General features: G+C 62.5%; 10 protein-coding genes and 2 pseudogenes. 5 read left to right on the forward strand and 7 right to left on the reverse strand.

Annotated elements, in window-relative coordinates:
* From trpD to M0954_RS10975, 4 genes and pseudogenes are all read left to right on the forward strand, one after another.
* A pseudogene (gene trpD, locus M0954_RS10960) lies at positions 1 to 242 on the forward strand (anthranilate phosphoribosyltransferase); the annotation flags it as partial.
* An 18-nt stretch (positions 243 to 260) separates the two neighbouring features.
* Positions 261 to 1,046, forward strand: a complete 786-nt coding sequence (gene trpC / locus M0954_RS10965; protein WP_297353146.1) for an indole-3-glycerol phosphate synthase TrpC — start codon at positions 261 to 263, stop codon at positions 1,044 to 1,046.
* Between the two features lie 33 nt (positions 1,047 to 1,079).
* On the forward strand, positions 1,080 to 1,706 hold the full coding sequence (locus M0954_RS10970; RefSeq protein ID WP_123384899.1) for a CYTH domain-containing protein: 627 nt from the start codon (positions 1,080 to 1,082) through the stop codon (positions 1,704 to 1,706).
* A 118-nt stretch (positions 1,707 to 1,824) separates the two neighbouring features.
* Entirely contained in the window at positions 1,825 to 2,664 is an 840-nt protein-coding gene (locus M0954_RS10975; protein WP_297353148.1) for a uracil-DNA glycosylase, read from the forward strand.
* Between the two features lie 267 nt (positions 2,665 to 2,931).
* Here the strand turns inward: M0954_RS10975 and M0954_RS10980 are convergent, their stop codons facing one another.
* The 4 genes from M0954_RS10980 to M0954_RS10995 form a co-directional block, all read right to left on the reverse strand.
* The gene (locus M0954_RS10980; RefSeq protein ID WP_122152644.1) at positions 2,932 to 3,528 is read right to left on the reverse strand and encodes an NAD(P)H-dependent oxidoreductase; all 597 of its coding nucleotides are present in this window, start codon (positions 3,526 to 3,528) and stop codon (positions 2,932 to 2,934) included.
* Between the two features lie 162 nt (positions 3,529 to 3,690).
* On the reverse strand, positions 3,691 to 5,481 hold the full coding sequence (locus M0954_RS10985) for a M61 family metallopeptidase (protein WP_297353150.1): 1,791 nt from the start codon (positions 5,479 to 5,481) through the stop codon (positions 3,691 to 3,693).
* A gap of 82 nt (positions 5,482 to 5,563) precedes the next feature.
* Entirely contained in the window at positions 5,564 to 6,292 is a 729-nt protein-coding gene (locus M0954_RS10990; RefSeq protein WP_123384903.1) for a DsbC family protein, read from the reverse strand.
* Between the two features lie 198 nt (positions 6,293 to 6,490).
* Positions 6,491 to 7,663, reverse strand: a complete 1,173-nt coding sequence (locus M0954_RS10995; RefSeq protein ID WP_297353152.1) for a UbiH/UbiF family hydroxylase — start codon at positions 7,661 to 7,663, stop codon at positions 6,491 to 6,493.
* 122 nt (positions 7,664 to 7,785) lie between these two features.
* Here M0954_RS10995 and ychF point away from each other — a divergent pair, with 122 nt between their 5' ends.
* Positions 7,786 to 8,880, forward strand: coding sequence for a redox-regulated ATPase YchF (gene ychF, locus M0954_RS11000; RefSeq protein ID WP_122152648.1), 1,095 nt, complete (start codon positions 7,786 to 7,788; stop codon positions 8,878 to 8,880).
* A 124-nt stretch (positions 8,881 to 9,004) separates the two neighbouring features.
* Here the strand turns inward: ychF and M0954_RS11005 are convergent, their stop codons facing one another.
* From M0954_RS11005 to M0954_RS11015, 3 genes and pseudogenes are all read right to left on the reverse strand, one after another.
* Complete coding sequence (locus tag M0954_RS11005) at positions 9,005 to 9,766, reverse strand: hypothetical protein (protein ID WP_297353154.1); 762 nt, start codon at positions 9,764 to 9,766, stop codon at positions 9,005 to 9,007.
* Positions 9,754 to 10,257, reverse strand: a complete 504-nt coding sequence (locus tag M0954_RS11010; RefSeq protein WP_297353156.1) for a hypothetical protein — start codon at positions 10,255 to 10,257, stop codon at positions 9,754 to 9,756. The genes M0954_RS11005 and M0954_RS11010 overlap by 13 nt, the downstream gene beginning before the upstream one ends.
* Positions 10,254 to 10,456, reverse strand: a pseudogene (locus M0954_RS11015) (hypothetical protein); the annotation flags it as partial. The pseudogene M0954_RS11015 and the gene M0954_RS11010, both read right to left, overlap by 4 nt.

The following is a 10,456-nucleotide window of genomic DNA, read 5'->3' on the forward strand; positions in this document are numbered from 1 at the left end:
ACCGCTCGCTGAAAGTGGCTGACGCCACCGAATCCAAACTGATGCTGCTCGAAGCGCTCGAGAACAAACCGGGCGTGGCGCGTGAGATTGTCACACTGAACGCGGGCACGGCGCTCTATGCTGCGAACGTGGCGGCCTCGATCGCGGACGGCATCGAACTGGCGCGCGAAGCGATCGCAAACGGCAAGGCGCGGGCGAAGGTCGACGATCTGGTTCGCTTCACCCAGCAATTCAAGCACTAATTCTGTATTGAGACACCTATGAGCGACATTCTGGAACGCATCATCGACGTCAAGCGCCAGGAGGTCCGCGCGGCGCAACTGAGCGCACCGCTCGAGGAGTTGCGCCTCGATGCTTCGGCGCGCGACAAACGCGACTTTGTCGGCGCGCTGCGCGCCAAACATGCCTTAGGTCAGGCCGCGGTAATCTCCGAAGTGAAGAAGGCGAGCCCTTCAAAGGGCGTGCTGCGCGAGCATTTCGTGCCCGCTGAGATCGCGCGTTCGTATGCGAAGCACGGCGCCGCCTGCCTGTCCGTACTCACCGACGTGCAGTTTTTCCAGGGCAGCACCGCCTATCTGGAAGAAGCCCGCGCCGCCTGCGACCTGCCGGTGCTGCGCAAAGACTTCATCATCGATCCCTATCAGATCGTCGAAGCGCGCGCGATGGGCGCCGACGCGATCCTGCTGATCGCCGCCGCGCTCGAAACCTCGCAGATGCAGGATCTCGAAGCGTTCGCGCATTCGCTGGGGCTCGCGGTACTCGTCGAAGTGCATGACAAAAACGAACTGATGGAAGCGCTGACGCTGAAGACGCCGCTGATGGGCATCAACAACCGCAATCTGCGCACGTTCGAAACCTCGATCGAAAACACCATCGGCATGCTAGACCTGATCCCGGAAGATCGCATCGTCGTGACCGAGTCGGGCATCCTGGCTCGCGCCGACGTGGATCGCCTGCGCGAGATGGACGTGCATACGTTCCTCGTCGGCGAAGCGTTCATGCGGGCCGACGAACCGGGCGCAGAACTTGCGCGGATGTTTTTCTGAGCCTCGTTTTGAGCTAACCAGGAAAACACCGTCATGGGCATGGAACGTGAAATCAAGCTGGCGCTGCCAGCCGACCAGATAGACGCGGCGACGCGCTGGTTCGTCGCACGCACCGGCACCGCGGGACGCCCGATCGCACTCGCCAATATCTACTTCGATACGCCCGCACTGACGTTGGCACGCTCGAAAAGCGCGCTGCGCCTTCGCCACACACCGGACGGCTGGCTGCAAACCTTCAAGACCGGCGGCAATGCAAGCGCCGGCATGCACAGCCGGCACGAATGGGAAATGCCGGTAGCGGGTGAGAAGCTGGAGATCGACGCGCTGCTGCAAGCCTGCGACGAACCCACAGTGGCCGCCGCGCTGCGCGGGGCCGCGCCGGATTTGATCGAGCTGTTCCGCACCAATTTCACCCGTACGCTGTGGCAAGTCGCCCACAACGGCGCCACGGTGGAAGCGGCGATCGATCGGGGCGACGTGATCGCCGAGGTCGACGGCGAGACGCGCCGCTCACCGATTCTGGAGGTCGAACTGGAGTTGAAAAGCGGTGACGAAGCCGCGCTGCACGCGCTGGCGGACGAACTTCGCACCAAGGTGCCCGGACTCGCGCCAGACGATGTCAGCAAGGCTCAACGCGGATATCGGCTGCGGGAACAATAAGAGCCTTTGCTCTGCGTCAACGCTGACATTGGGCGATGCGCCCCAGCCTTGGTGCCGCAGCACGACCTCTGAGCGCACGCCTTGAGCTACACCCCGTTTGCTGCGACACTTGCGCGTCATGAACCCTACCTCCCGTACCCGTTCCCCGTCGTCGCAAGCCTCGCTGTTTGGCGACGAGCCGTCTGACCATCCTGCTGAAGCGCAAACGCCGGCCACGCCATCCATGAAGTCCACGTCAACGCCCACCCTCGAAGCCCAATTCGACGCGCTGCCGCCTGCATGGCGAACCCATCTGCGACCGTTCATCGAGAGCGACACGTACGAATCGTTGTGCCGTTTCGTCGACGGCGAGCGCGCCGCGGGCAAGACGGTCTATCCCGCCGACGTATTTCGCGCACTGCGCCTCACCAGTCCGGACGAGGTCAAAGTCGTGATCCTCGGCCAGGATCCGTACCACGGTGAAGATCGCGGCACCCCGCAGGCTCACGGGCTGGCGTTCTCGGTGCCGCCGGCTGTCCGTCCGCCGCCGTCGCTGCGCAACATTTTCAAGGAAATTGCCGCAAGTCTGGGCCACGAGCCGCCTCGTCATGGCTGCCTCGATGCCTGGGCCAAACAGGGCGTACTGCTGCTGAACACCGTGCTGACGGTCGAGCGCGACTCAGCGGCGAGCCACGCCAAACGTGGCTGGGAGAAATGTACGGACACGTTGATCCACGAACTGGCGCAGCGTCACGACGGCCTCGTGTTCATGCTGTGGGGCGCGCACGCGCAGGCCAAGCGGGCGTTGCTCGGTGGAAAATCGCACTACGTTCTGGAGGCGCCGCATCCGTCGCCGCTGTCAGCGCATCGCGGCTTTCTCGGCTGCGGGCACTTTGCACTCGCCAACGAGTACCTGACCGAACACAAGCGCCAGCCGATCGACTGGCGTTTGCCCGACGAAGCGCAGATGCTGGCTTGACGCGGAATATACCCGCAGTCCGACTCTGATCACACGACCGCCCAGCAACAAGGCTGCCAATGACTCAACGGCCACCGTGCACCGGATCCGGCAGCGCAATCCAAACCCGTAACGGCACGACCACGCAGAAGCAAAAACGCCACGGAAACTCATCCCGTGGCGCTTTTTTTTGACTCGCAACTGGCGCACCGCTTTTTAAAGCAGCCGCATCGCCACAGGCAATAGGAGAGTCCCGCGCGACGCAGGTCTCTCATGCTCCATCCTCACTTACGCAGCTGCGATCGCTTCGCGTGCGCCAGCCAGAGCGGCGGTCGCCGCATCCGGGCCCATGTTCAGGCCTTCAGCGTAGATGAAGTTCACTTCGGTCATGCCGAGGAAGCCAAGGAAGGCCTTCAGATACGGCGTCTGACTGTCGTTCGGGGTGCCGAGATACTTGCCGCCGCGTGCCGAAACCACGAACACCTTCTTGCCCTTCACGAGACCTTCAGGACCCGTTTCCGTGTACTTGAACGTGATGCCAGCGCGAGCGATGAAGTCGAAGTACGTCTTCAGTTGCGACGACACGCCGAAGTTATACATCGGTGCGCCGATCACAATGATGTCGGCCGCTTGCAGTTCGGCGATCAGCGCTTCGCTGCGGGCGGAGATGGCAGCCTGTTCCGGGGTGCGTTGGTCAGCCGGCGTGAAGAACGCGCCGAGGATCGCATCGTCGAGGTGGGGCAGCGGCTCAGCTTGCAGGTTACGGACGACGACTTGCGCGCCCGGATTCGATTGTTGCAGCTTCTCAGTCAGTTCGTTGACGAGCAGCGTCGATTGAGCGCCTTGCGAGCGGGCTGCCGAGTTGATTTGCAGGATCGTGGTCATGGTGACTCCAGTTGGGGCGCGCAGTGTTGCGCGAGTGGAGCCATTGTGTTTTTTTACCGGCCCGCGAAAAAGCCGTGCGGCAGCGAAGGATTGTTGCATGGGTAGAACAATCCGACGCTGAATCTCACGATTTAAGCAGACTGTAAGGACCTTTCGCCGCCTTCAGGCCGCCAGCCAACGCTCGCGCCAGTTGCGCGCCGCCGCACGCCTGTCGGTGACGGTCATCGAATAACGCGACACCTCAGGGCCGTCCAGCTTGACTTGCACGGTGCGGAGCTCGTCGCGGCGGAACGCGTGCACCTCTACTTTTGCACCCGGCAGGTAACGCGACAGCAGCGTGTCAAGATTCGCGCCAGTCACGCGCAGACCGTCGATCGCCACCAGCACGTCGCCCGCGGAAAGCCCAGCTTTCTGCGCCGCGCTGCCGTCGTGAACGGCGGCGAGCGTGCAATCCCCGCCGCCGCGCACGCGTGCGCCGAGCGTCGGCCTGGCGTTCTTGTCCCGCTCCGGGGCGAGCGAAATGCCAAACGGTTCCAGCAGCGTCTCGAGCGGCAGATCGCGCGTGCTGCGCACCGCCTGCTCAAACAGCGCCCCCAGATCGGCGCCGGTTGCCTCGGCGAAAATCTCTTCGACCTCGTCCTCCGCAACGCCAACCGGCTTGCCGCGATAGAAGTCGCGCCCGAAACGCTGCCACAGAAGCCGCATCACGTCATCGAGCGACTTGCGGTTGTTGGTCTGCGCGCGAATCGTCAGATCGAACGCCAAGGCGACCAGCGAGCCCTTCGTGTAATAGCTGACGATCGCGTTCGGCGCGTTCTCGTCCTGCCGGTAGTACTTCACCCAGGCATCGAACGAGCTTTCCGCGACGGTCTGCTTCAGACGACCGCTGCCCCGCATCACGCCGCCCACCACCTTGCCGAGCAGCGCGAAATACTCTTCCGGCGAGATAAGACTGGTGCGCACCAGAATCAGATCGTCGTAGTACGAGGTGAACCCTTCGAACAGCCACAGCAGCGACGTGTAGTTCTCGCGCGTCAGATCGTACGGCGCGAAGGCGGCCGGCTTGATGCGCTTCACGTTCCAGGTGTGGAAGTATTCGTGGCTGCACAGGCCGAGGTAGGTCCGGTAGCCTTCGGTGGTCTGCGGGCGGCCTTCAACCGGCAGATCGCTCCGGTTGCAGATCAGCGCAGTCGAGGCGCGATGCTCGAGGCCGCCGTAGCCGTCGCTTACGGCCTGGGTCATGAACACATAGCGGTCGACCGGCGCCTTCTTCGACTTCGGCTCGAACAAGGCAATCTGCGCTTCGCAGATGCGCTTCAGATCCGCAGCGAGACGCGCCATATCGAGCGCGACCACGCGGCCGGCGATCACGATGTCGTGCGGCACACCATGCGCCTTGAAGGTCGCCAGCGCAAATTCGCCGAGCGTCACAGGATGATCGGCCAGTTCGTCGTAGTTTTGTGCGCTGTACTCACCGAACCCGTAGCGCCTTGTGCCGCGGGCCTCCGGCAACGCCGTAGCGACGCGCCAGCTCCGGTAAGCCGGGCCAGCCGGCTTCTGGATATCCACGAGACACGGCGCATCTTCATGGCCCACGGCTGCGAGGAACACGCTGGTGGCGTTAAAGAAGCCAGTTGTATCGTCCAGATGCGCCGCCCGCACCGACATATCCCACGCGTACACCTCGTAGCGCAGCGTCAGCGGACCGTTGACCGGCGCGGCTTGCCAGGTCTGCTTGTCGGTCTTTTCCACCCGCACCTTGCGTCCGGACTCGTTGACCGCGCGCAGCGTGACGATATTGCGGGCGAATTCGCGCACCATATAACTGCCGGGAATCCACACCGGCAGCATGAAGCGCTGACCAGAAGGATCAGGATCGGCGACGGTGACAGTGACTTCGAACAGATGGGCGGCGGGTTGCTTCGGAACGATGCTGTAGCGGATCGGCTTCATCGGCGAGGTAGGTTAGAAAAATCAGGGGTCCAGAAATGGCAGGAGGCGCAAAGTGCGCCTCCGGTCTGACGATGCGAGCTGTTTAGTGCACCGAGGAGAGTTCTTTGTCCAGCCGGTCGGCCGGCACTGCGCCTGGCAGGCGGCGGCCGTCGGCCAGGAAGATGGTGGGCGTGCCGTCCACGTTCATGGCATGGCCAAGATCGAGGTTCTTTTCGATGGCGGCTGTGTCGCAGGTGCCCGCGGCGGTCGGCGCCTGACGGTCCTGCATCCAGGATTCCCAGGCCTTGGCGCGATCCGACGAACACCAGATCGATTTCGACTTCACCGTCGAATCCGGCGACAGCACCGGGTACAGGAAGGTGTACACGGTGACGTTGTCGATAGACTTCAGCGTGGTTTCGAGCTGTTTGCAATACGGGCAGTTCGGATCCGAGAACACCGCCATCTTGCGGCTGCCGTTGCCCTTCACCACTTTCACCGCGTTCGCGAACGGCAGGCTCGCGAAATCGATGCGGTTGGTTTCGGATAGACGGGCTTCAGTCAGATTCTTGCGGGTCTTGGCGTCGACGATATCGCCGAGCAACAGATACTCGCCGTTCGCGTCGCTATAGACGATCTGCGTACCGAGGTTGATCTCGTACAACCCGGCAATCGGCGATTTCGAGATGCTCTTGATGGTCGCGTCGTCGCCGAGACGAGCCTGCAAGGTCGCCTTGAGTTTGTCGGTGGCCTGATCGGCCTGCGCGGAGCAGCCGAGTGTCGCGACGGCCACGGCCAGGGTGAGCGCGGCGATTCGGAGGTGCTTTTTCATACTGGATTTCCCGGTTCATTCGAACACGCATCACGCGTCTTCGCTTGGTACGTCTCGGACAGGCGCGCGGCCCATCCGTTCATCATACTCGCGCGCGGCGCGGCGCGGCCTGCCTTGGCGCGGCGTCAACGGCGGTGGCGACTACGGGGTTTACGCTGCCTGCATCAACGGCGGAGGACCACGTCGGCCACGCGCCGTCTACCCCAGAGCCGCCGAGACGAGCCAGCGCTTGATAAGCGGCTGCGCCCCCACGAAAGCCATGCCGGTGTTGCGCAGCACGCGGGCAACCGGGCCGGGCACGGAAAACAGCTTTTGCAGGCCGTCGGTGGCGACCATCAGCGCGCGGATGTCTTCGCGGCGCGCCCGTTCGTAACGGCGTAGCAGCACGGTGTCACCGAGATCGCGGAACGCTTCCTTGGCGGCGATCGTGTCGGCGAGCGCCGCAACGTCGCGCAGTCCGAGATTCATGCCTTGCCCCGCGAGCGGATGGATCAGGTGCGCAGCGTCGCCCACCAGGGCGACCCGCGATGCGACGAGGCGGTCGACGGTTTGCAGCGCGAGCGGAAAACCCTGCGCCGGCGTCACGCAGTCGAGCGCGCCCACCTGGCCACCCGTCACGCGTTCGACTTCCGCGGCGAGCTGCGCAGGATCGAGCGCGAGCAATTCCTGGGCATGCTCTGCGCGAGCGGACCAGACGAGCGAGACGTGTCCGTCAGGCAGCGGCAGTAACGCGATGATCTCGCCGTTCTTGAACCACTGGCAGGCCGTTTCGCCGTGCGGTTTTTCGGCCTTGAAGTTGGCGACCACGCCGGTCTGTTTGTAATCCTGACGGATGACCTTCGAGCCGATCTGCGCGCGCACCCACGAGTGGGCACCGTCTGCGCCGACCACCAGATCCGCGTCGAGCACCTTGCCGTTAGCGAGGCCGATAGTCGCCCCACCAGGCTTCACGTCGAGCCCCTGGGCGCGCGAGTCGATCCATTCAAGACTGGGCTGGAACCGCAGCGCGGCATCGAGCGCGCGCTCGATCAGCGACGATTCCGCGATCCACGCCAACTGCGGGACGGACGCCTGAAACGCGGAGAAGTGCAGCTCGGCGTGGGCGTCGCCGTACACCCGCATGTCGTAGACCGGGCTGAGACGCGAGGTGTCGAGCGCCTGCCAGACCCGCAGCCGCTCGAGCAGAGCCTGCGAACTGGAGGAGAGCGCGTAGACGCGCGCATCGAAAACCGAGCCGGCTGGCAGCGGCGCACACGGTTGCGCCAGCAAGCCGACGCGCAGGCCGCCCTGCGCCAACGCGAGCGCCGCAGTCTTGCCAACGAGCCCGCCGCCGATCACGGCGACGTCAAAGGTCTGAAGGTGTGCAGTCATGCCCGCATTATAGCCGTGGGGGGGTGGCGGGGCCGGATCGTGGAAGCACGAAGGCGAAGCCGGACAGGGTTACAATTGCAGATTCCCGTGATACACGTCATGCATAAGTCTAGAGAAACCCCATGAGCCTCAAATGCGGCATCGTCGGCCTGCCTAACGTCGGCAAGTCCACCCTGTTCAACGCGCTGACCAAGGCGGGCATTGCCGCCGAAAACTATCCGTTCTGCACGATCGAGCCGAACGTCGGCATTGTCGAAGTGCCGGACGCGCGGTTAACTGCGCTCGCCGACATCGTCAAGCCGGAGCGCATCATGCCGGCCGTGGTGGAATTCGTCGATATCGCTGGCCTGGTCGCCGGCGCGAGCAAGGGCGAAGGGCTCGGCAATCAGTTCCTCGCCAACATCCGCGAAACGGACGCCATCACGCACGTGGTGCGCTGCTTCGAAGACGACAACGTGATTCACGTCGCCGGCAAGGTGGATCCGCTGTCGGATATCGAAGTCATCAACACCGAACTGGCGCTGGCCGATCTGGCGACGGTCGAAAAATCGCTTTCGCGTTACTCGAAGGCCGCCAAATCCGGCAACGACAAGGAAGCGATCAAGCTCGCCGCAGTGCTCGAAAGGGTCCGCGCGCAGCTCGACCAGGCCAAGCCGGTACGTGCGCTCGATCTTTCGGACGAAGAGCAGGCGCTTCTCAAGCCGTTCTGCCTGATCACCGCCAAGCCGACGATGTACGTCGCTAACGTGAAGGAAGACGGCTTCGATAACAACCCTCATCTGGATGCCGTGCGCAAATTCGCCGACGCGGAGAAGGCGCCGGTCGTCGCGGTGTGTGCTGCGATCGAAGCGGAAATCGCTGATCTGGACGACGAAGACAAGCAGGTGTTCCTCGCCGACCTGGGCATGGAAGAGCCGGGCCTGAACCGCGTGATCCGCGCCGGATTCACGCTACTCGGTCTGCAGACGTACTTCACGGCGGGCGTGAAGGAAGTCCGGGCATGGACGATTCATATCGGCGACACGGCACCGCAGGCTGCGGGCGTGATTCACACTGACTTCGAACGCGGCTTCATCCGCGCACAGACGATTGGCTTCAATGACTTTGTGGCTTACAAGGGCGAACAAGGCGCGAAGGAAGCCGGCAAGATGCGCGCGGAAGGCAAGGAATACGTCGTGCACGACGGGGATGTGATGAACTTCCTGTTTAACGTCTGACCATCAGCGCGGACTTATAAATCAGGCAGCGTCGTTCGCCCTTGAAAGCAGTTCTGTTTTCAGGGGCGTGTCACACAGTTCCACTCGATCTTTGCCGCCGGAGACAGTTTTGGCCAACAGGCTATCAACCGGTCAAATGGCTTGCCAACATGGGACCCAGGTCGTGCCCGCTGAACGTTAGCGTCTTCCACGTGAAGTATCCGGCGCGTTCGAATTGCTTCCGTCCCACGGATGCCTGGCTCTCGCATATGGCCAGGACCTTTCCCGCCTGCTTCGACAAACGGTATTGCAGCTGAATCAGTTCCGCTTCGAGCAATCGAGTGGTGCCGGTAGCAGCGACGATAATAATAGGCTCGCGAGCATGAACGACGTGATCGGCAATCATGCCGCCCGCCAACGGCAGGTCGACATCCGAATCGACCTTAACCCCCACGTCCCGCGCCACTTCCATCACGATACTGGCGAGCTTCGCTTTAAAGTCGCCAAATTGCCGCTCCGCCCGTGATGTGGCGATAGCGTACAGTTGCTGCGCCGCTTCCGCGATCCGGAAAATGTATGGCGCCACCAGCTTCTGATTGCCTCCTGAACACACCAGCACTTCGTCATCGGTCAGGGTGACGGGACCTACCGACGACAACTCCTCAAGCCAGCGCTTCATGGGCTCGGAATCGATGTCGCCGCCGGCCATCGAAGCATAGAGCGCAGCTTCGCCGTTCTCGTCGATGGTGAAACCGCCGCCGGCTGCCGGGCGTACCCGTACCACGACCTTGTCGGCCGTCCCAGGGTACTCGATAGGCGTAACGATCCGCTGCACGCCGTTCTCGTCGGAATAGACGTCGAACAGGGAGCAGATGGAGCGTTTTATGTCGTCCTTTAGAAGTTCCATAAGTCTGGTTGCACCGGATCCTCTTTTACCGCGAAGGTTATGCCGCAAGCGTCGCAAAAGCGGATCATCAGTTGTTGTCGGTCACCTTCGTTTCGAGGGTCGAGTAGCCTTGAGCCGGACAAGCCTAACTCAGGGGCGCCGACCAGAAATCGATTGGTGCAGTTTAGTTCAGTTTCGCATGGAACCTTACAGTGGATTCCCTTGTGACTTGGATGCCAGTGGAACTCGAACACAATGCCGAGCGCGTCCTGCGCCAGATCACACATCAGATATCCATAGAACGATCTGTCCGCCAAAGTCTCACCGTCGCGCCACCAAAAGAGCACTTGATGGTGCGCAGAGACCCGGATCTGCTTCGTCGCGTGCATGCGGCCGCCTCCCAGCTTGTTAAATGGCTTGGGCAGCTTGCCGCGCTTCATTGGCTGAAACGTCGGCAATTCCGTCAGCTTCTTTGCAGCACCCTTGTGCGCTTTCAGTTCTCGTGGCCTCACGTTACACCTTCTTGTCTGTCTGACCTTACCCGACCTGAACCGCACCGCAACGGCCCCATCCCCGCCCGAATGGCCATCATCTTCCCCGGCGAGTCCGACAACACCGCATCAATCCCTAGACACGCCGCGGCACGATAATCATCCGCGTCGTTCACCGCGATCGCGACGATATGCACGTCCGGATGCGTCCGGAAGCACG

The organism is Paraburkholderia sp., assembly GCF_026225065.1.
Lineage (GTDB): Bacteria > Pseudomonadota > Gammaproteobacteria > Burkholderiales > Burkholderiaceae > Paraburkholderia.